The sequence below is a fragment of the Cytobacillus depressus genome (assembly GCF_008923245.1).
GTDB lineage: Bacteria > Bacillota > Bacilli > Bacillales > Cytobacillaceae > Cytobacillus > Cytobacillus depressus.
The window spans coordinates 947,558-967,173 of sequence record NZ_WBOS01000001.1; the positions used below are offsets into that span (position 1 = coordinate 947,558).

The window sequence follows — 19,616 nt, forward strand, 5'->3', positions numbered from 1 at the left end:
TTATATTAATAGTTCAATGAATGTACAAATAGATTTTGGAGGGTATTTATGAATACAAGAATACAGAAATTATCCACTTGGATGAAGGAAAACGATGTACAGGTTTGCTTTGTTTCATCACCTGAAAATGTTTTTTATTTTAGCGGTTTTTTAAGCGATCCTCATGAACGTCTTCTGGGCTTAGCTGTTTTTCAAGATGAAGAGCCTTTCCTTGTTTGTCCGGCTTTGGATAAAACAGATGCAAAAAATGCCGGCTGGAGTAATGAGATTATTTCTTACAGCGATATTGAAAATCCTTGGGAAATGATCCATAAATCAATCAATAGCCGTGTAAAGAAAGTTGAAAATGTGGCCATTGAAAAAGAGCATATGAATGTTGAGCGCTTTGAAATCCTTACACAAATGTTTAGCGGGGCAAACTTTATTTCTGCCGAAGAGAAATTAAGAAAGCTTCGAATGATCAAGGATGAAAAAGAATTAAGTATCATCCGTGAAGCATGTGCATTAGCTGATTTCGCCATTGAAGCAGGCTGTGCCGAAATAAAAGAAGGAAAAACAGAGCTTGAGGTCCTTGCAGCGGTCGAGTATGCACTAAAGAAAAAAGGCGTTCGGGAAATGTCATTTTCAACAATGGTACTAACTGGAACAAATGCGGCTTCCCCTCATGGAAATCCGGGATTAACAAGAATTAAAAAAGGCGATTTTGTCCTATTTGATTTAGGTGTCGTTGTGGATGGCTATTGCTCAGATATTACAAGAACAGTTGCTTATGGGGATATTAATGAGAAGCAAAAAGAGATTTACGATACTGTTTTGAAGGCACAGCTTGCGGCTGTTGAGGCGAGTAAGCCTGGCGCTACATGTGCTGATATAGACTTAACAGCGCGAAAAATTATTGCTGATGCCGGTTACGGCGAATATTTCCCACATCGTTTAGGCCATGGATTAGGAATTAGTGTGCACGAATATCCATCCTTAACAGAAACGAACCCGCTCATTCTTGAAGAAGGAATGGTTTACACAATCGAACCAGGAATCTACGTGCCGGAAATCGCTGGCGTTCGGATTGAAGATGATTTAGCCATCACAAAAGACGGGGCAGAAATATTAACGAAGTTCCCGAAAGAACTGCAAATTATTAGATAAATACAAAAAAGCTGTCGCTCATGACAGCTTTTTTAGTCCAATTAATCTTATATTTCCCCTTCTGCTTCCTCTTCAGTATTTAAGCTAAAATTAGCATTAGACTGATCAATGACACCACTATTATAAGCATCCATGATTTGCTCACTTACCTCGTTTTGTCCTTCTTCATTGAAAAAATAAATAGCTTCCTTTGGGTCTGGATTACGCTTTTCCATCTTATTTCACTCCTAAAAGATATTATGAACTAACCATCTTAGTGTTCGATTTTTTGTTACAGATATACGTAAATTGGGTATTTAATTAAGGTAAAGGAGGAGATATTCATGGGGATGAATTATAAAAATATTTTAGTAGCAGTAGATGGGTCAACAGAAGCAGAGTGGGCATTAAAAAAGGCGATTGAAATTGCCAAGCGAGATGATGCTCAAATAACTCTGGCACATATAATAGATACTCGCACGTTTTCGACTGTTGAGGCTTACGATAGTACAATTGTGGAAAGAGGCAATATGTTTGCAAGAGAATTAATGGAGAAATATAAAAGTGAAGTAATGGCAGCTGGAGTTTCTAAGGTGGAATATGTAATTGATTACGGCTCGCCGAAAATGATTATTCCTAAAGATCTTGCTAAGAAGCAAGAGGTAGATTTAATTATTTGCGGGGCTACCGGAATGAATGCCGTGGAACGATTCCTTATCGGCAGCGTTTCGGAAAACATTGTCCGCCATGCCTCTTGTGACGTGCTCGTTGTTCGTACAAGCAAAGATGACAAATAGTTTAATAAAAAATGATGCATGGATAGCCGTGCATCATTTTTTTATTAATATTTATATATCAAATTCTAAACTTGTAATTTTCCATGCTGTTATTAATGGTAATTCCGAGTCCGCAAACTATGATTTTCTTTTTCATAGGTTCCTCCCAGTTCTAATTCTAATAATGATAAAAGATAATAATTTCCCTCTAAATAACTCATACTTATAGGAAATTGTGATTGGTGGGGATAATTGGATGCAATATGTAAATCATCTTATAGAACATTACGGCTACTTCGGAATCATACTCGCGTTAATTGGAGGGATAATTGGCCTTCCGATTCCTGATGAGGTCCTACTTACATACGTTGGATTTAATGTATTTCAAGGACATCTTGCTTACATCCCCGCTTTACTCAGTGCGTATACCGGGGCAATTGGCGGAATATCTTTAAGTTACTTTTTAGGAATCAAGCTAGGTTTGCCTTTTTTACATAAGTTCGGTCCAAAAATTCATATTAATGAGAAAAAGATTAATAAAGCAAAAAAACTATTTCAAAAATTCGGTCCGTTTCTGCTTTTTATTGGTTTCTTTATCCCTGGGGTTCGTCATATCACTGCTTATCTAGCAGGTATTAACAGTTACTCCTTTAAAAAATTTGCCCTTTTTGCCTATTTAGGTGCCATATTCTGGAGTTCCACTTTTATTACAGCAGGAAAGCTTTTAGGAAAAAATTGGCGTAATGTAGAAAAACTGTTTTCTAAATTTAGCATGGTGATTATTCCTATTGTTTTGATTTTGATTGCAATATTTGTTTATTTCTATTGGAGAAAGAAAAGAGTTTTAAAAAACAAAGAGGTGTACAAGTAATAACGAAATACAATATTTGAATTTCCAAGGCGACTTTTCTCATAATTCAATCAAAAATGTAGTAAGAATAGAATGTGAGGAGGAGTTGCAGAATGAACTATTTCATCGCTATCATGAAAACCGTTGATCCTATTAAGGACGAGGCCATACGTAAGGAGCATATTGATTATTTGAATGATTTAATTGAGAGAGGAAAAATTATCACGAAAGGTCCTTTTACAGATCATACTGGAGGATTGATTATTTTTCGTGCAGAAACTATGGAGGAAGCCTGGCAGCTTGCCGAAAAAGATCCCGCTGCGATTGAAAGAACACGTGAATTTACTATTAAAGAATGGAAAAGCACTCTTAATATTTAGCCTTCTAAACAAAAGGTAGAGTGTCCTCTTTATTGAGAGCACTCTACTTTGCAATTTACTTCTTCGCCATTAAATCCTTCGCTTTCTTAATTGCAATCATAATTTGTTCAAAGCCAGTCCCCCCAGCACTATCCCGTCTCTTCACTGCTGTGGCTGGATCAAGAACTTCATAAATATCTTTTTCGAATAATGGATGTGCTTCTACGAACTCTTCTAGCGATAAATCAGCAAGATAGCAGCCTTTGTTTACACATGTTAAAACTAACTTCCCGACAATTTCATGTGCCTCCCTGAAAGGAATGCCTTTGCTTGATAAGTAATCAGCAAGCTCGGTTGCATTCGAAAAATCAGTTTTTGTCGCCTTTTCCATTTGATTCTTATTCACAGTCATTGTACGGATCATGCCAGCAAATATTTTAAGAGAGCCCGTCACTGTTTTTACCGTATCAAACATGCCTTCCTTATCCTCTTGCATATCCTTGTTGTAAGCAAGCGGCAAACCTTTTAATACTGTAAGAAGACCCATTAAGTCTCCATAAACTCGGCCCGTTTTTCCGCGGATTAGCTCTGCCATATCCGGATTTTTCTTTTGCGGCATAATGCTGCTGCCCGTTGCGAAGCTATCATCAAGGTCAATAAATTTAAATTCTTGACTGGACCAAAGAATAAACTCTTCACTTAATCTTGATAAATGCATCATTAAAATCGAGCTGCCAGATAAAAATTCCAAAATGAAATCACGGTCACTAACTGCATCCAAACTATTTTCGTAAATCCCTTCAAATCCAAGCAATTCTGCGCTTAAATGACGATCGATAGGGAATGTTGTTCCCGCAAGCGCTCCAGCGCCTAACGGGGACACATTAATTCTTTTTACACTTTCAGCGAAACGTTCTTTATCACGTTCAAGCATCCAAAAATAAGCCATTAAATGATGAGAAAATGATATTGGCTGCGCTCTTTGAAGATGTGTATAGCCTGGCATCAATGTTTCAATATTTGCCGCTGCCTGTTCTAATAAAGCCAGCTGCATTTCTTCAATCAGCTCGATAATGATTTGGACTTGCTTGCGTAAATATAAATGCATGTCGGTAGCAACCTGATCATTACGGCTGCGTGCCGTATGGAGCTTTCCGCCAACAGGACCAACAAGCTCCGTTAAATAGCTTTCTAGATTCATATGGATATCTTCTAGCTTAACGGAAAAGCTTAGCTCATCGTATGCAGCTTTTTCTTTCAATTGCTCAAGGCCATTTTTTATTTGACTCGCTTCAGCCTCGGAGATGATTCCGCACTTCGAAAGCATCGTGACATGAGCAATGCTCCCCTCAATGTCCTCCAGAACTAATTCCTGGTCAAAGGAGATCGAGGCGCCAAATTCATCTACCCATTCCTCGGCTGATTTTGAAAAACGGCCGCCCCATAATTTTTTCACATTGTCACCTTCTTGTTTTGTTGAACAATGCTTTGTACCTTTGTCGGTAAGCCCCAAAGCTTAATAAAGCCAACTGCTGCATTGTGATCAAATTCATCATCAGATGTATAAGTAGCAAGCTTTTCATCGTATAAAGAATATGGAGATTTTCTTCCTTCTACGATTGCATGGCCTTTAAATAGCTTCACACGAACTGTCCCTGTTACATACGCTTGTGTCTCTTTTAAGAATGCAGCTAATGCTGTTCTTAATGGAGAGAACCATAATCCTTCATAAATAAGCTCAGCAATTTTCTTCTCAATATTTGGTTTAAAGTGAGCCACTTCTTTAACAAGAGTTAAGTCTTCAAGCTCTTTATGTGCTTTAATTAGTGTCATTGCACCTGGACACTCGTATACTTCACGCGATTTAATCCCAACAAGACGATTTTCAACATGGTCGATACGGCCAACACCATGCTTGCCTGCAAGTGAATTCAGCTCCAAAATAATGTCTGCTAATGAATATTTCTTTCCGTTCAAGCTTACTGGAACACCTTGGTCAAATTCGATTTCAACAACATCTGGTGTGTCAGGAGCATTTTCAAGGCTTGAAGTTAGCTCATATGCTTCTTCCGGCGGTGCTGCCCAAGGATCCTCTAAAATTCCGCACTCATTGCTTCTTCCCCATAAATTTTGGTCAATTGAAAAAGGAGAATCAAGATTGATAGGAATTGGAATATTCTTTTGTTTTGCATATTCAATTTCTTCTTCACGCGACCATTTCCACTCACGAACAGGAGCTAAAACTTCTAAGTCTGGATTTAATGCATGAATAGCCACTTCAAAACGAACTTGGTCATTTCCTTTCCCTGTACATCCATGGGCTACAGCCACAGCCCCTTCTTTTTCAGCCACTTCGACTAGCTTTTTTGCAATAAGCGGACGGGAAAGTGCAGAAACTAACGGATATACTCCTTCATATAATGCATGCGCTTGAAGGGCCATTAATGCATAATCATTCGCAAACTCTTCTTTGGCATCAATCACATACGATTCAACTGCACCAACTGTTAATGCTTTTTGCTGAATGAAGTTTAAATCCTTTCCTTCACCCACATCTAAACAACAGGCAACAACAGAATAACCTTGCTCTTCTAACCATTTAATCGCTACTGAAGTATCTAATCCGCCTGAATAGGCAAGCACAATTTTGGGATTTGACATGATAAAATTCCTCCTAATATTAATGTATATTTATACAACACATATAATGTTTATTCATTTTTTGATGTGATAATATTATCATAGATTAAAATTAAAAATCAATACTTATTCGTAAAATGTATAAAAATAAATTCATATTTTTTTATATAATAAGAAAGAAGCAGAATCGGAGGAAATTCTGCTTCTTTCTTCTATTGAATCATTGCCTCATAAATAGCAGTGATAATACTTCCATATTGACTTATATCATATGTGTCTCCATAAAATTTGTTTGAATCGGCTATTGGATCAATTACAGGGGAATGCTTTTTATTTGTTAATAACGCGATACCTAAATTATTTTCCCTATCTATAACAGTTATCGTTCCGGTCCACCCTGTATGCCCTATTACATTTTTGTTTGCATATTCACTAAACATCCATTTCATACTTTCATCCGCATTAATTCTCCATCCTAAGCCATATGTAGGATTCAGATCGTTTGGTTTAACAAATAGATCAATCGTTTCCTTATCAAAAAGTTTCACCTTACCATATCCTCCGTCATTAAGCATGACTTGGAGCAAAACTGCAAGGTCACCGGTTGTAGAAAATAAGCCTGCGTGTCCAGAAACGCCCCCCATAGAATAGAAAGATTTCTCATCGTGAACTTCTCCTTGCAGAGTATGCGTTCTAATATTCGGGAACGAAATGACTCCATCACGCGTATTTCCTATTAACTCAGTAGCCGCAAAATCCTTTTCTTTATAACCTTTAGTAAGCGGATTGAACAATGTTGATTTTAGCCCTAACGGTTTATAAATATTCATTTCAACATATTGATCTAATTGCTGTCCTGTCACTTTTTCAATAATAAAACCAAGAAGCATATAATCAATATCGCTATAAATTTGAGAGGTTCCCGGTTCATATTGCAGCGGAGTTTTTAAAATCATTTCTAAAGTGGTATTACGATCTTGTGAATATAACTCACCTGCTCTGACTGGATTATGGTAATGGACACTTGAAGGAAAGCCTGCTGAGTGATGAAGAAGGTCAATGATGCGAAGTTGATCTTTCCCCTTAATTTTATCTGCTAAGTTATCTGTAAAATTTGGGAAGTAGTATTGGATTTTTTGGTTTATATCAATTTTCCCTTCACTTACTAAATGCTGTAGCGCATAGTTTACAGAATACATTTTTGTATTAGATGCTAAATCAAACACCGTATCAATTTTCATTTTTTGAGGATGTTTAAGAAGATTATTTCCATCATACTTTTTTGCATAGCCATATGCTGCATTTTTAACTATTTTTCCATCTTTTACTATCACAAGTGCTGCTCCAGGGAATCCATTTTTAATTTCTTCTTCGATTAGTCTATCAACATTTCGTAACTTTTCGGATGAAAAGCCAGCTTCTTCAGCTTCTTCAGCTTTTCCAGCATTCTTTAAAGTTGGATACTTAACTTTCCCCTTCTCAATATTATTCTTTTCAAAATTCAGTCTAGAAGGTAAAGCTTCAGTTTCTACTGTTGCTTTAGTAACCCCAAATGAAGACCAAGGTATCAATATTCCTAGAGCAAAAATAACTACTAGTAGTCTGCAATAAAAGCCTTTCATTTTTCTCCTCCTCCAAATATCAGAATATTCATAAAACCATTTTCATCTTATACGAAGCCCTATCTCTTGTAAATGCATCATGGAAAAAATAGTTCATTTTTCAAACCAATTAGTATGATTGAACTAAAAACCAGGAGCTCTATAGAAAAAATATAGTTATTTAGTTTCAGTAGGTGCACTTTGATAAATGTTTAAGATAAAAATGGAAGTAAATAATCCAATTCCATGGAAGGTGCGATCTCCTTATAGTAGAATGGAGTCAATAAATATTTGGGGGATTTTATTATGGTCGAGTATTTCACACATGATGAGCGGCTTGGCATTTCCATTCCTTCATTCGATTGGAATTGGGGGCAATATCCTGAACATGTTCAGCAAACAATTTTGTATCAGTGGGAGAAGATTAGAGGGAAAATTCCTGATCGGATTGCTGAGCTTGAGGAATTTATTAATATGAAGCAGGCACAGCTTTCTGATGAAGGAAATTTTATTAAATCTTGCGAATTGAACAGCGAAATTTCCGAGCTGGCCTCCATTATTAACGATCTCTGGCTGTGGTACCGAACGAATCAAGATATTTCGGAGAAAGTGCATTTATAAACAAAAGAAAAAATCCTTTCCGCCGAAAGGATTTTTTCTTTTCATCTCTATAAGTCTTTTTTCAATTCTCTTACAACATGCCCTAACTCAGGCAAAATTAGCTTATTCATCGCTAACCGCACAGCACCAGAAGAGCCTGGTGTTGAAAAGACGGCTTTATTTTTTACAACACCAGCGGCCGCTCTTGAAAGAATTGCGGCAGAGCCAATATCCTCATGATAACTAAGCATGCGAAAAAGCTCGCCAAAACCATCTATTTCTTTATCAAATAATTCTTTTACCGTTTCGATTGTAATGTCTCGAAGGGCAATGCCTGTTCCGCCATTCGTTAAGACGACATCGATTTCTGGATCCTCACAGCCCTTTAGTACTTCAGCGCGTAACTGATCCTTAATGTCTTTAACAATGACATAATCCTTTACTGTATGCCCAGCTTCTTGCAATCGGTCGATCATGAGTTTCCCGCTTTTATCCGATTCCTTATCGCGTGTATCACTCACAGTAATTACTTTACAGACAACGTGTTTTGGAGCTTCTTTCTTATGCTCAATTGTACTCAAGCGTTTCTTCTCCTTTCTTATGCAAATAGCGATATTGATAATATTTATGTGCGAATTCGGTTACTTTTCTAGTTAGCTGATAATTCGTCCCTGCTCCGATTGCCATACTGACTAAAGGAATGCCTTGAATATACTTGTTGCGGAATGTCAAAATGGCCATGCCTTTCAATAATTGCTTCATTGGCTGCTCAAGCCATGTCACATCAGTAATTTCTTCTTTTCCCTCGTAAAAATAATCATCTTGATTATGCAGATCGCTAATTAACTCTTCCCAAGCGGCCCTTTGCATGCGAACTGGTAGTGTAGCTGCATGAAAAACTTTCAAGGAACTCATCATTTCAAAAGGAGTATTTACTTCAATCCCATATACTAGAGCAACTAATTGAACTGCACGCAAATTAATGACGGCCATTGCCGGAAGATCCGCTCCAAGCATAAGTGAGCTCCCTGTTCCCGCCATCCCGCCTTGGGCGAATGAATATAGACGGTGGCGGGCAATTTGCTGTTCGGCTATGTATTGTAGCTGGTCAATACTCAACAATCGTAAATCTTTTATCCCTTCAATTTGATCGTTAAAAACACGCCCAGCCATTAAAATCCGTTCTTTTGCATCTAATTGAAGCTGAGAACCTTGTATAAGAGCGTGAAGATGAAACAGCCAGTTATCGAGAGTTGCAAAAAATTGCTCCTGAATACGATCTGGAAGTAAGGAAAAAGATTTTTCCAAGTATTTTTCATATGTTAATACAAGATCATTAGGTTCGTAGCTGAATAATTTATATTCCCACTCTTGAATTTCGAACCAGACTTTTTTCTCTCGTACGGTCATTGCCATGCAGTATTCCTCCATTCAATGTTTTTTAAAGGAATTTATCGAGCGAGCTCAGGTAATATGGGCGTAAATCTGCCTTGGCGAATTTTATTATAGTATAGCATAACTAAAATGGGAATTTCTTCATTGTATATTGGCTAATCTGATAACATCGCGGGCAATCATTACTTCTTCATTCGTTGGAATGACAAGTACTTTAACCGGAGAATGTGGGAAGTTAATAAATATTTCCTCTCCCCGTACTCTATTTAAATCCGGATCCCAATAGATTCCCATAAATTCTAGCCCCTTTAATATCCGCTCACGGATGACATCGCTGTTTTCTCCAATTCCAGCAGTAAAAATGATAGCGTCCACCCCTGACATTCGGGCAGCGTATGAACCTATATATTTATGAATTTTATTAGCAAACACTTCGAGTGCTAATTCCGCCCTTTCATTTCCATCCTCTGCTTCTGTTTCAATATCACGCATATCACTTGAAAACCCAGATAATGCAAGCATGCCGCTCTTTTTGTTTAATATATCTAATACTTCGTCAGCTGTTTTATTTGTTTTTTCCATAATAAAAGGGATTAACGCTGGATCGATATTTCCCGACCGTGTTCCCATCGTTACACCAGCAAGCGGAGTGAATCCCATGGACGTATCAAGCGATTTCCCACCTTGAATAGCCGCGATGCTTGCTCCATTCCCAAGATGACAGGAAATTAACCTTAATTGACTAAGCGAGCGGCCGAGCATGATGGCAGCACGCTGTGATACGTATTTATGGGATGTGCCATGAAATCCATATTTTCGGATGTGATATCTTTTGTAATATTCATATGGGAGACTATATAAGAAAGAGCTCTCCGGCATCGTTTGATGGAAAGCTGTATCAAATACGGCTACTGTAGGTATATTTGGGAGCACTTGCTTAAATGCTTTAATTCCCGCAAGATTTGCTGGATTATGGAGAGGCGCAAGCTCCGAATAAGCTGCAATTTTTTCCTGTACCTCATCAGTAATAACAGCCGAGTCCGTAAACTCCTCTCCTCCATGAGCGACCCGATGGCCAATGCCTTCAATTTCATTTAATGAATGAATAATGTTTAATGATGTTAATTTATTTAGTAAAAGAGAAACAGCTACTTCATGATTGGGGATATCAACTATTTCTTTTATTTTTTCTCCATTTGCAACGATATTAAATAGACCATTCTTCAGTCCAATCCGCTCAATTAATCCTTTTGTAATGACCTTTTCACTCGGCATATCAAATAATTGAAACTTCACCGAAGAACTGCCGGCGTTTATCGCTATGATGATTGCCATTTTTTCTAACGCTCCTTTTTACATTCACACTAATAGTAGTTATCCCTTATTTTGTGCAACACGGACTTTTTTTCTCTTTAGATATTAAAGTAAAAAGCTTGATATGAAGAAAGAAGCCTAAAAATCTGGCTTCTTTCTACTTATTTTCTTTATACCAACCATCAATTTTTTGCAGGATTTTTTCTACTTCATTAGTTTTGGATAAGGTCGGCAGATTAGCAAGCAGTACCTGTTTTGGGGGCTTCACATCTTCGCCCTTCTTTTGAAGAATAAAAATACTTTTGGCTGCCTTCTCATTTTTAAATAATGAAAGCGGTAATTGTAAAAGAGCTTGAATATTTGCGTGCCTCTTTATATATTCGTGAAGCTTTGGTGCCTGCTCACTTTCAAATAAAGTATTAGGAACGATGAAAAATAAATATCCTCCCTCTTTAATATGGCGCATACTTTGCTCTATAAACAAATGGTGTGCATATGTATGACCTTGATCAGCCTTTATTTCATATTCAGCGGCTCTTACATCATTTGGATAGTAGCCTACAGGCAGATCACTAACTACAGCATCCGCTTCTTCAATAAACAGTGGCTCTAAACTGTCTTGATTGAAAAATTGGATCGGATGCGCCTGTAAATTGGCATTAACATAACTAAGCTTAATTAAAATATCATCAATATCAATGCCAGTCGCCTGAACATTTTTGTTTTGCTGCTGATTGATAACTGTTGTTAATAAATTTCCCGTACCCACTGCTGGGTCCAAAAGATGAAAGTCATTTTTGGGCACAAATTTATTTACTAAATATCCAATGAGTAATCCAACTGCGTCAGGCGTCATTTGGTGATTCGGCTGAATGATCTCCTTCATTCCTTTAAGAATAGCAAGCTGAAAGGATTTGCGAATATCTTCTTTAGAAAACATTTCAAGATTAATGGTTTTATAACTGTTTTTTAATCTTTTTTCCGTTATTTCGCTTAATTCTTCTTGAATGACACTACCATGAAAAATATTTTCTCCAGTTTCCGCTAGAGCTTCTAAATATGTACATGATAGTTCTTCCTGAATAACCATGGCGGTTTCATTGAAAACTGTAAACAATTCCTCAACCGGAGTTCTAGTCATAATCCGTTCCTCCCGATTCTAATCTACTGTCCTATTTTACAGGGCTTCCCGGCAGTTCACAAGTTTGATGGTTAGAATATATAAAAAACCCTTGGAAAAAATCCAAGGGCCTTACATTTATTATTGTCTAGCTGCAGCGTTTACGCTTTTCCTATTAATTCGCTTGCTTTGCAGCCTCTACTGCTGCTTCGTAGTTTGGATGGTCAGTTGCTTCGCTTACATATTCTGCGTAAGTAACTGTGTCATTTGAATCGACAACAAATACAGCACGAGCTAATAGACGAAGTTCTTGGATCGCTACGCCGTATGCTTCCCCAAAGGAAAGATCGCGATGGTCAGAAACTGTTTGCACATTTTCGATACCAGCTGCTGCACACCAGCGTTTTTGTGCGAAAGGAAGATCCACACTTACAGTTAAAACTTTGACATTATCTAATTTTGCAGCTTCTTCGTTAAAACGACGAGTTTGCGCATCGCATACGCCCGTATCAATAGAAGGGACAACGCTAATTAAACGTACTTGTCCTTTGGAGTCAGCAAGAGTTACTGGTGATAAGTCGTTTGCAAGAACTGTAAATTCAGGAGCTTTATCTCCTACCTTAACCTCATTACCTAATAGTGTTACAGGATTACCTTTAAACGTAATATTCGCCATTCGATCCATCTCCTTAAACTAAGTTATGTACATTGTAAATATATCTTTTTATGAAAATTTTTGCAATTTAATTGACTGTAAATATTCATTAAAAAAGTTAACTTCCTATGTAACGGAAAGTTAACTTTTTAAGCTCAAATATTCAAATCATGCTTCGGTCCATCGTATTCATTTGTTTGTGTTTGATTTTGGCTGCTACCTTGATTGTTTTTATTTTTAAACATTTGTTGAATCTTATCGACAGCTTGAGGAGCAAGATCAAGAATCCGCTCGTATAAATGTGTGCTCTCATCTAAGTGCACCATTTTTACACCGCTTGAACTAACAATGAGAAAGGCAATCGGAGTAATAGAAACTCCGCCACCGCTTCCGCCGCCGAATGGGTGACCTCCACCTTGCCCCTGCCCGTTGCTATTGGATTGTCCCTCAAGCTTAAATTCACTTCCGCCAGCGGCAAAACCGAATCCAACCTTAGAAACAGTTAAAATGACACTGCCATCTGGTGTTTCCACAGGGTCACCGATAATCGTATTGACATCAATCATTTCTTTCAAATTTTCCATAGCAGTAGTCATTAGTCCTTGAATTGGATGGTCAGACATATAATGCGCCCCCTCTTCTACATAGATTTAGTTTTATTATTAGATAAGGCAGATAATGACTTTGTTCGAAATATAGTTCTTCCGCCTTTCCAATATTTCATCAATTTTATTCCCGCTAACATAGCATGTCCGATTCGAAAATAAAAAATACACGAAATGGATGTTTGCGATAAGGCAAATTGAAATTGAGGTGTAATGCTTAAGTTTGGAGGCGTTTTCAATTTCATAAAATGGCTAATCACACCAATGATGCTTCCTTTCATTGCCCAAAAAGCACCAGTAAACATACCAGTATAAGCAGCATCCCCAAGTCCAAATGACGTATGCCAATCAAATTGACGAATAGTAACTTTCCGCAAAAACTTTTTAATGATGCGATTAAGGGATACGACACTATGAAGAATGGCTTTTACATCATGAAAATAATTCAAAAGGTCCTGCGCACCAAACTGTTTCGTGTCCTTATTAACTGATTCCTGCTTCATACTTTTTTCTTGCTTAACAACAACAGTCGGTGAATTATCATCAATTTTGATGAGCGGCATTTCAATTTTATATCGGATCAAACCGAACCATGCCCTAAATTCAACTTTTATATGATCATCATCATTAAGGTGATCATAACGGAAATAAACCTTTAATTTTGAAAAAAGAATGGTGATGAAAATTATGACAAAAATGATAATGGCAATAAGAACCCATTTCAAATAAGTTCACAACCTTTCAGCCAATTTTATCGCAGAATAACGGGCTGTAAGACTCCACTTTAAGAAGTTGAGAAAAGCAAAAACTTCCAAGTGGCAGATCTAACAGCCCGTAAAGGCCCGACGACGGACAGGATGTCCTAGTCAGGCGAAAGCCACAGGACGTGGCGCTTTTAGCGTGATTGGTTCAACTAACAATTAGTGGGGGATGCCCCCCCACTGATTGAAGTTTCACTTTATTATTTCCGCCGAAAGGGAAAATAAACCTGTTAAGCTTTTATTTGCCTAACAGGTTTATTAATGGATTATTTAATTTTCATGGACAACAGTCGTATCTGTAAAAATATCGTGCAGCCCTTGTTTTTTAGGCAAGAAGGCAACAACTAAGTAACCAATCATAATGGCTGCAGAAATAAATCGGCCAATCCATTCGCGGAAAATAATCGTTCCCCAAGTCAATTGCTGTCCATTCAAATTAACAACCTTTAGCCCGAAGACCATTTTTCCTAATGTTTGGCTAAAGTAGCGTGTCATGAGAATAAAATAAGCATAAAACGTAATGGCCGTTGCTATCGAAATAGGTGCGAACATATTAAATTCCGTTAATGGAATATCTAATATCCTAAAGATCGGATTAATCAATAATCGATCAATGCTGCCGATGACAATTAGGTCTAATAAATATGCCCAAAATCTCATCCAAAAGCCTGCAAAACGGACAGTCGTTTCTACGTTCCGATCGATAGCATCATGATCGGCAGCTTCTGTCTTATTTAACTGTATTTCTTCATGATCAAAATGCTGTTCCATTTTGTCCTCGGATTGATTTGACGTCATCTTTGCCCCTCCTATTCTGCATATAAATACATGAGGCGCGGTGAATTCGGCTGTGACAATAGTTTCATTAAGCCAGCCATTTCGATATCATTCCCCATGATTTTTTGTGCTCCCATACTAAATATAGAGCCAAAGCCAAGATTTTCTGAATATCTAACAACCTGTGCGTCTTTCAGCTTATGATCCTTTTTCATCGTTTCAATGACATCATCTAAATAACCGAAGCCATCAATTAAATTAAATTGCAGTGCTTGCCTGCCATCATAAACCCTTCCATCGGCAATCTCTTTCACCTTTGCAGCAGGAATATTGCGCCCTTCGGAAATCACCTTGACGAAGCCAGCATAAGAGCTGTCGATCATCGATTGAAGAATGTCTCTTTCTTCACCTGTCATTTCTCGAGAAGGACTCATAATATCTTTGTACGGTCCGCTTTTAATTGTCACAAAATCAACCCCGTATTTTTCAGCAAGTCCAGCATAATTAACGCTTTGCATAATTACCCCAAGAGAGCCTGTCAACGTTTCTTGACTAGCAAAAATTTTATCTGCTGGGGCTGAAATATAATATCCGCCTGAAGCAGCCATCGAACCCATTGATATGTAGATTGGCTTTTTCGTTTCCGCTTGGATTTCCTTGATTTTATCGTGGATTTCCGCACTTTCGACAACTCCGCCACCTGGAGTATTTACACGAAGGATGATCCCCTTCACGGATGAATCCTCTTTTACCTGCTTAAGCTTTTTCATAAATCCTTTATGATTATATCCTGCAGAAGTAAATAGAGAGGTCGCTTCTCCCGTATCTTGAATCACTCCATCGACGTCAAGAATGACGATTTTTTTCATTTGATTTCCCTCTTCGACTACTTCCTCGGCAAATCCATTGCTGCTCGTTGCAAACATGTCGGTAAACGACGTTTTAAAATCTTTAAATGCTAGCCCAGTCAGAAAACTTGTCACAATCGAGAAAATAAATAATGCCCCCGCAATCCCTAATGCGGCCCAGCGTTTCCCATTCATATTGTTAATCCTCCTATTCATTAGACGAAAGTTTACGATACTTTTTATCGTGCCCCAGCCATTCATACGAATGAATCTTTAAAAACGTTTCAAAAAAGTGTAAACTGATTGCTGATATCATACCAAACTTTTCAAAACTGTTGTTAATCTTTGCTATAATTATTACTATTTTTTGGAGGAATGAATATGCCTAATCGCCGAAATGTCTATTTTTTTTATAAAGACCATCCTGATATGAAAGAGAAAGTTGCTTCCCTCCATAAGCTGGCTCTGTCACAGGATTTTAATATCGTCACAGATTACAATAGTGCAAATATTATTGCAAGCATCGGTGGTGACGGTGCATTTTTACAAGCTGTAAGAAAAACTGGATTCAGAGAAGATTGTTTATATGTAGGAATCTCTACTCTTGATAGCCCTAGTTTGTATTGTGACTTCCATATTGATGATACGGATCAAATTATGGAAGCGATGGCGAATGAAAAGGTCGAAGTTCGCCGCTACCCGACCATCGAGGTAATGATTGATAACCAAACTTCATTTTATTGCTTAAATGAATTCAGCATTCGATCTCCTATCATTAAGACATTCGTATTAGATGTTTTTATTGATGATTTTCATTTCGAGACCTTTCGCGGAGACGGGATGGTTGTAGCCACTCCAACTGGAAGCACAGCGTATAATAAATCTTTACGAGGCTCTATTGTTGATCCGCTTCTTCCTTGCCTACAGGTAAGTGAAATGGCTTCCTTAAACAATAATCGCTATCGTACACTCGGTTCTTCCTTTATTTTAAGTGGAGAAAGAAAATTAACATTAGGTGTTGTTCAAGACGGGAATGAGCATCCAACGATGGGAATGGATAATGAGGCGCTGAGCATCCAGCATGTCGAAAAAATCGATATCCAACTTAGTGGAAAGCAAATAAAAACTGTCAAACTAAAAGATAACTCATTTTGGGAAAAGGTTAAAAGAACATTTTTATAATGTGAAACTTCATTCAGTACTTAGGATTTGTTTACCTCATTTTCTTGATGGGGGAGTCTTACAGCCCGTTAATCTGCGATAACAAAAAAGGAGCTTTCCTTTTTTCGGAACAGCTCCTTTTTTGATTAACATTTCTAAACACCAAGACTATTTCCTTTTTTCTTCGTCTCAAAATGGATAAACAGCTTTGTTTTAGAAAGTGAAAAAATAGTGATGGCCAACCAGATGAAAATAAACGAAATTAAATGGGTTCTCGTAAATGACTCATGATAGAGAAATACACCGAGAATTAACGAGATTGTCGGGGCAATAAATTGCAAAAACCCAAGCGTGGACATCGGTATTTTTTGCGCACCTTTAGCGAAATATAAAAGCGGAATCGCTGTTGCTGCCCCTGCTCCAATTAATAATAAATCCGTGCCAATGGAGACCGATAAAAACGATTGTGTTCCCTTGAAGAAAAGAAAGACCATATACATGAATGATATCGGTGTGACAACGAGAGTTTCCAGCGTTAAACCGATCGCAGAATCGACTTTTATCATTTTTTTGGACAATCCGTATAAGCCAAAGGATAATGCGAGTAAAATAGAAATCCACGGGAATTCTCCATAAGAAATAGTTAAGATAAGGACGCCAACAAACGCAATAACAAAGGATACGTATTGTGATGAAGATAATTTCTCCCTAAAGACAATCATTCCTAATAACACGCTCACAAGCGGGTTGATATAATAACCAAGGCTAGCCTCGATAATTTGATCCGTATTTACCGCCCAAATATAAATAAACCAGTTGCAGCTAATGAGCAAAGATGCAATGATGAGCGCATATAGCTGTTTTCTATTCGTTCGAAATCCTCTTAATACTTGAAGAAATTCTCCCCATTTTTTCGTAATAAGCAGTACGCCTACCATGAAGAAAAAAGACCAAAAAATTCGGTTTATTAATATTTCGTCAGCATTCACATGATTTAGAAACTTCCAATAAATCGGTAATAATCCCCAGATAAAATAGGATAAGCCAGCATGAATGACTCCTATTTTGACTTCATTGTTTTTCATTTATACTCCTCAACTCTTTCTAGTATCGAAATATTTATATTATAAATCGTACTGAAAGATGCAGGCAATCTTTTAATTTTTCCATTCAATAAAATTTTCTCGTAAAAGGATAAGCTTCCTCTTATCTTACATAGAAAAATACAGGCGACTAGCGCCTGCATTTTTGCTATCTATTTATTTGCCGCTGCTTCCAGTTCCTGTTTTCTTAGGTCAACACGGCGGATTTTGCCTGATGTTGTTTTTGGCAACTCTTGTAGAAATTCAATTTTGCGCGGATACTTATATGGAGCTGTCAGTTCCTTGACATGCTCTTGAAGAGCTTTCACAATATTAGACTCTTCTTCATTCACCCCATCCCGTAAAACGACAAATGCTTTAACGATATTTCCACGAACTTCATCAGGGCTAGCAACGACGGCACATTCTTTCACAAATGGATGTTTGACAAGGGCATCCTCTACCTCGAATGGCCCGATCGTATAGCCTGAACTAATGATGATATCGTCTCCACGGCCTTCAAACCAGAAGTAGCCTTCTTCATCTTTTTTTGCTTTATCCCCAGTAATATAATAATCTCCGCGGAATTGCATAGCTGTTCTTTCAGGATCCTTGTAATAGTTTTTGAATAAAGCCGGCGTCTTGATATGAACAGCGATGTCCCCGACTTCGTTCACACCACAAGGATCGCCAAATTCATTAATAATTTCTACTCTATTTCCTGGAGTTGGTTTGCCCATAGAACCCGCCTTTAAATCCATTCCTTGAGTAATTCCTACAAGCAGTGTATTTTCAGTTTGTCCATATCCATCTCGAACATCAATATTAAAATGCTTCTTAAATGTGTCAATTACTTCACTATTTAAAGGTTCTCCTGCTGATACGGCACTGCGAAGATTTGGAAGCTTGTAATCATGAATATTGTCGGCTTTTGCCATAATCCGATACTCAGTCGGTGTACAACATAATACGTTGACTTGATAGTCCTGTAGAAGCTGTAAGTATTTTTCCGCCTCAAATTTTCCATTGTATACTAAGCCAGTAGCTCCCGATCCTAGAACAGATAAGAACGGGCTCCAAATCCACTTTTGCCACCCTGGTCCAGCAGTTGCCCAAACCGTGTCTCCTTCTTCAATGCAGAGCCAGTTTGGTGCTGCTGTACGAAGATGCGCATATGCCCAGCCATGCGTGTGGACAACCCCTTTCGGATTTCCAGTAGTACCAGATGTATAAGAAAGGAATGCCATATCATCATTACTTGTATTCGCTAAAGGAAGCTCATTAGAAGAAGATTCCATCGCTTGATCTAAATCAATCCATTGCTCTTTCGGATCAAGGGCTCCGATCACAAATTTCGGCAAACATTCAGCTTCCTTTATATGTTCGAATTGATCAACATATGGAAAATAACTAACGATCCCCTTTACATCTCCATGTGTAATTCGATATTGGAGATCTTTTGTTCGCAGCATTTCAGAGCTTGGAATCACAACGAGACCTGCCTTTAATGCTGCTATGTATACTTGGTATGCTTCAATAAGTCGTGGAACGATAATTAGAAGCACATCGCCCTTTTTCAAACCATTCTCGAGAAAAACGTTCCCGATTTTATTCGCATTTTTCAGCAATTCATTGTATGTGACTTCTTTCTTTTCCCCAAGTTCATTTTCCCATTTAAGAGCGAGCCTGTCCGGGTCGCTAGCAAAACGCTCCATTTCAACTACTAAATTATATTGTTTCGGTGCCAATAATTCTTCACGCTTCATTCGTTTTCCCCCTCGAGTATGTAATTCTGTTTTTGCGCATATTCACTTAAAAGTTATTATACTAAATTATTTTTAAATTTAAAATTTTTTATTTCAAGGGAAAGTTTTTACCTATATTGATGAGGGAAACTAGAATAGACAAAACAATAAAGGAGCAGGAATCGAATCCTGCTCCATGTAG

At 37.7% G+C, this 19,616-nt stretch carries 21 protein-coding genes; 6 read left to right on the forward strand and 15 right to left on the reverse strand.

From position 1 onward, the window contains the following. Positions 1-48 precede the first annotated feature (48 nt). Positions 49-1,146 (forward strand): M24 family metallopeptidase, encoded by a 1,098-nt coding sequence (locus F7731_RS04540; protein WP_151533565.1) that lies wholly within the window; start codon positions 49-51, stop codon positions 1,144-1,146. A gap of 47 nt (positions 1,147-1,193) precedes the next feature. Here the strand turns inward: F7731_RS04540 and F7731_RS26350 are convergent, their stop codons facing one another. Further along, complete coding sequence (locus F7731_RS26350) at positions 1,194-1,361, reverse strand: hypothetical protein (RefSeq protein WP_170289635.1); 168 nt, start codon at positions 1,359-1,361, stop codon at positions 1,194-1,196. A 108-nt stretch (positions 1,362-1,469) separates the two neighbouring features. Between F7731_RS26350 and F7731_RS04545 the strand changes: the two genes are divergently transcribed. The 3 genes from F7731_RS04545 (at position 1,470) to F7731_RS04555 (ending at position 3,131) form a co-directional block, all read left to right on the forward strand. After that, positions 1,470-1,922: a universal stress protein gene (locus tag F7731_RS04545; protein ID WP_151533566.1), complete on the forward strand. Its 453-nt coding sequence runs from the start codon at positions 1,470-1,472 to the stop codon at positions 1,920-1,922. 235 nt (positions 1,923-2,157) lie between these two features. Beyond that, positions 2,158-2,772: a DedA family protein gene (locus tag F7731_RS04550; protein WP_151533567.1), complete on the forward strand. Its 615-nt coding sequence runs from the start codon at positions 2,158-2,160 to the stop codon at positions 2,770-2,772. Positions 2,773-2,864: 92 nt separating this feature from the next. Continuing rightward, on the forward strand, positions 2,865-3,131 hold the full coding sequence (locus F7731_RS04555; RefSeq protein WP_151533568.1) for a YciI family protein: 267 nt from the start codon (positions 2,865-2,867) through the stop codon (positions 3,129-3,131). Positions 3,132-3,186: 55 nt separating this feature from the next. Here F7731_RS04555 and argH read toward each other — a convergent pair whose 3' ends face one another. The 3 genes from argH to pbp4b all read right to left on the reverse strand — a co-directional run bounded on the left by argH (position 3,187) and on the right by pbp4b (position 7,372). Further along, complete coding sequence (argH, locus tag F7731_RS04560) at positions 3,187-4,566, reverse strand: argininosuccinate lyase (protein ID WP_151533569.1); 1,380 nt, start codon at positions 4,564-4,566, stop codon at positions 3,187-3,189. Beyond that, positions 4,563-5,771: an argininosuccinate synthase gene (locus tag F7731_RS04565; RefSeq protein WP_151533570.1), complete on the reverse strand. Its 1,209-nt coding sequence runs from the start codon at positions 5,769-5,771 to the stop codon at positions 4,563-4,565. Before F7731_RS04565 ends, argH begins: the two co-directional genes overlap by 4 nt. Positions 5,772-5,962: 191 nt before the next feature. Next, positions 5,963-7,372: a penicillin binding protein PBP4B gene (gene pbp4b, locus F7731_RS04570; RefSeq protein ID WP_151533571.1), complete on the reverse strand. Its 1,410-nt coding sequence runs from the start codon at positions 7,370-7,372 to the stop codon at positions 5,963-5,965. A gap of 285 nt (positions 7,373-7,657) precedes the next feature. Between pbp4b and F7731_RS04575 the strand changes: the two genes are divergently transcribed. Beyond that, on the forward strand, positions 7,658-7,972 hold the full coding sequence (locus tag F7731_RS04575) for a hypothetical protein (protein ID WP_151533572.1): 315 nt from the start codon (positions 7,658-7,660) through the stop codon (positions 7,970-7,972). A gap of 47 nt (positions 7,973-8,019) precedes the next feature. On the opposite strand, the gene F7731_RS04580 is transcribed toward F7731_RS04575, so the two are convergent. The 9 genes from F7731_RS04580 to sppA form a co-directional block, all read right to left on the reverse strand. Then, entirely contained in the window at positions 8,020-8,532 is a 513-nt protein-coding gene (locus F7731_RS04580) for a MogA/MoaB family molybdenum cofactor biosynthesis protein (RefSeq protein WP_151533573.1), read from the reverse strand. Beyond that, entirely contained in the window at positions 8,519-9,367 is an 849-nt protein-coding gene (locus F7731_RS04585) for an EcsC family protein (protein ID WP_151533574.1), read from the reverse strand. The genes F7731_RS04580 and F7731_RS04585 overlap by 14 nt, the downstream gene beginning before the upstream one ends. Before the next feature lie 120 nt (positions 9,368-9,487). Beyond that, the gene (locus F7731_RS04590) at positions 9,488-10,681 is read right to left on the reverse strand and encodes an acetate kinase (RefSeq protein WP_151533575.1); all 1,194 of its coding nucleotides are present in this window, start codon (positions 10,679-10,681) and stop codon (positions 9,488-9,490) included. 136 nt (positions 10,682-10,817) lie between these two features. Continuing rightward, positions 10,818-11,801, reverse strand: a complete 984-nt coding sequence (locus F7731_RS04595; RefSeq protein ID WP_151533576.1) for a class I SAM-dependent methyltransferase — start codon at positions 11,799-11,801, stop codon at positions 10,818-10,820. Positions 11,802-11,955: 154 nt separating this feature from the next. Then, positions 11,956-12,456, reverse strand: coding sequence for a thiol peroxidase (gene tpx, locus F7731_RS04600; protein ID WP_151533577.1), 501 nt, complete (start codon positions 12,454-12,456; stop codon positions 11,956-11,958). A gap of 134 nt (positions 12,457-12,590) precedes the next feature. Continuing rightward, the gene (gene ytfJ, locus F7731_RS04605) at positions 12,591-13,058 is read right to left on the reverse strand and encodes a GerW family sporulation protein (RefSeq protein ID WP_151533578.1); all 468 of its coding nucleotides are present in this window, start codon (positions 13,056-13,058) and stop codon (positions 12,591-12,593) included. A 17-nt stretch (positions 13,059-13,075) separates the two neighbouring features. Then, positions 13,076-13,765 (reverse strand): DUF2953 domain-containing protein, encoded by a 690-nt coding sequence (locus tag F7731_RS04610; RefSeq protein WP_151533579.1) that lies wholly within the window; start codon positions 13,763-13,765, stop codon positions 13,076-13,078. Positions 13,766-14,071: 306 nt separating this feature from the next. Then, positions 14,072-14,599, reverse strand: a complete 528-nt coding sequence (locus F7731_RS04615) for an RDD family protein (RefSeq protein WP_151533580.1) — start codon at positions 14,597-14,599, stop codon at positions 14,072-14,074. An 11-nt stretch (positions 14,600-14,610) separates the two neighbouring features. Then, positions 14,611-15,621: a signal peptide peptidase SppA gene (gene sppA / locus F7731_RS04620; RefSeq protein ID WP_151533581.1), complete on the reverse strand. Its 1,011-nt coding sequence runs from the start codon at positions 15,619-15,621 to the stop codon at positions 14,611-14,613. A gap of 186 nt (positions 15,622-15,807) precedes the next feature. Here sppA and F7731_RS04625 point away from each other — a divergent pair, with 186 nt between their 5' ends. Continuing rightward, positions 15,808-16,608 (forward strand): NAD kinase, encoded by an 801-nt coding sequence (locus F7731_RS04625; protein WP_151533582.1) that lies wholly within the window; start codon positions 15,808-15,810, stop codon positions 16,606-16,608. A gap of 134 nt (positions 16,609-16,742) precedes the next feature. Here F7731_RS04625 and rarD read toward each other — a convergent pair whose 3' ends face one another. Together rarD and mbcS are read right to left on the reverse strand one after the other, a co-directional pair. Next, a complete protein-coding gene (gene rarD, locus F7731_RS04630) occupies positions 16,743-17,672 on the reverse strand; it encodes an EamA family transporter RarD (protein ID WP_151533583.1) in 930 nt (309 codons plus the stop codon). Positions 17,673-17,842: 170 nt separating this feature from the next. Next, positions 17,843-19,435 (reverse strand): acyl-CoA synthetase MbcS, encoded by a 1,593-nt coding sequence (mbcS, locus tag F7731_RS04635; RefSeq protein ID WP_151533584.1) that lies wholly within the window; start codon positions 19,433-19,435, stop codon positions 17,843-17,845. Positions 19,436-19,616 lie beyond the last annotated feature (181 nt).

Bases quoted from the DNA above. Each gene is read 5' to 3' on its own strand.
- F7731_RS04540 (WP_151533565.1), top strand. From the start codon at position 49: ATGAATACAAGAATACAGAAATTATCCACTTGGATGAAGGAAAACGAT.
- F7731_RS26350 (WP_170289635.1), bottom strand. From the start codon at position 1,361: ATGGAAAAGCGTAATCCAGACCCAAAGGAAGCTATTTATTTTTTCAAT.
- F7731_RS04545 (WP_151533566.1), top strand. From the start codon at position 1,470: ATGGGGATGAATTATAAAAATATTTTAGTAGCAGTAGATGGGTCAACA.
- F7731_RS04550 (WP_151533567.1), top strand. From the start codon at position 2,158: ATGCAATATGTAAATCATCTTATAGAACATTACGGCTACTTCGGAATC.
- F7731_RS04555 (WP_151533568.1), top strand. From the start codon at position 2,865: ATGAACTATTTCATCGCTATCATGAAAACCGTTGATCCTATTAAGGAC.
- F7731_RS04565 (WP_151533570.1), bottom strand. From the start codon at position 5,771: ATGTCAAATCCCAAAATTGTGCTTGCCTATTCAGGCGGATTAGATACT.
- pbp4b (WP_151533571.1), bottom strand. From the start codon at position 7,372: ATGAAAGGCTTTTATTGCAGACTACTAGTAGTTATTTTTGCTCTAGGA.
- F7731_RS04575 (WP_151533572.1), top strand. From the start codon at position 7,658: ATGGTCGAGTATTTCACACATGATGAGCGGCTTGGCATTTCCATTCCT.
- F7731_RS04585 (WP_151533574.1), bottom strand. From the start codon at position 9,367: ATGGCAATGACCGTACGAGAGAAAAAAGTCTGGTTCGAAATTCAAGAG.
- F7731_RS04590 (WP_151533575.1), bottom strand. From the start codon at position 10,681: ATGGCAATCATCATAGCGATAAACGCCGGCAGTTCTTCGGTGAAGTTT.
- F7731_RS04595 (WP_151533576.1), bottom strand. From the start codon at position 11,801: ATGACTAGAACTCCGGTTGAGGAATTGTTTACAGTTTTCAATGAAACC.
- tpx (WP_151533577.1), bottom strand. From the start codon at position 12,456: ATGGCGAATATTACGTTTAAAGGTAATCCTGTAACACTATTAGGTAAT.
- ytfJ (WP_151533578.1), bottom strand. From the start codon at position 13,058: ATGTCTGACCATCCAATTCAAGGACTAATGACTACTGCTATGGAAAAT.
- F7731_RS04615 (WP_151533580.1), bottom strand. From the start codon at position 14,599: ATGACGTCAAATCAATCCGAGGACAAAATGGAACAGCATTTTGATCAT.
- sppA (WP_151533581.1), bottom strand. From the start codon at position 15,621: ATGAATGGGAAACGCTGGGCCGCATTAGGGATTGCGGGGGCATTATTT.
- F7731_RS04625 (WP_151533582.1), top strand. From the start codon at position 15,808: ATGCCTAATCGCCGAAATGTCTATTTTTTTTATAAAGACCATCCTGAT.
- rarD (WP_151533583.1), bottom strand. From the start codon at position 17,672: ATGAAAAACAATGAAGTCAAAATAGGAGTCATTCATGCTGGCTTATCC.
- mbcS (WP_151533584.1), bottom strand. From the start codon at position 19,435: ATGAAGCGTGAAGAATTATTGGCACCGAAACAATATAATTTAGTAGTT.